This window comes from Photobacterium sp. R1 (assembly GCF_054600795.1).
The window spans coordinates 1-289 of the sequence record NZ_BAAHZP010000418.1 but is presented as its reverse complement, the minus strand read 5'-3'; the positions used below and the strand labels follow the sequence as shown (position 1 = coordinate 289).

The 289-nt window shown below is 53.6% G+C and carries 1 protein-coding gene; it reads right to left on the bottom strand.

Annotation, left to right across the window (positions count from 1 at the left end):
• Positions 1–289 (bottom strand): TOBE domain-containing protein (locus ACYP03_RS25675; RefSeq protein WP_459782630.1); only part of this gene is annotated, 289 nt, incomplete at both ends.

Genomic DNA, 289 nt, shown 5'->3' with positions numbered 1-289 from the left:
ACAGCTTCAGCCACCGGCTGGGAAAATTGATCCAGCCATGCTGCGCCGGTACGGGGGAGCCTTCGGCAAGCCGGATTTTGACCTGGGTATCTTCCAGCATAACAGTGACGATTTTGTAGGTGCCAAGATCTTCGGTATGGGTGACAGTAACGGCGAAACCGGCGTCTTTTTGTGTGTCCCGTAAATGAACGAACTCAGGGCGTATTCCGACTTTGATGTTCTCTGACTGGGTGTGAGACAGGGCGAGTTGCTGGCTGGCGCTCAGCGCAATCGGTAATCCTTTGAAAGT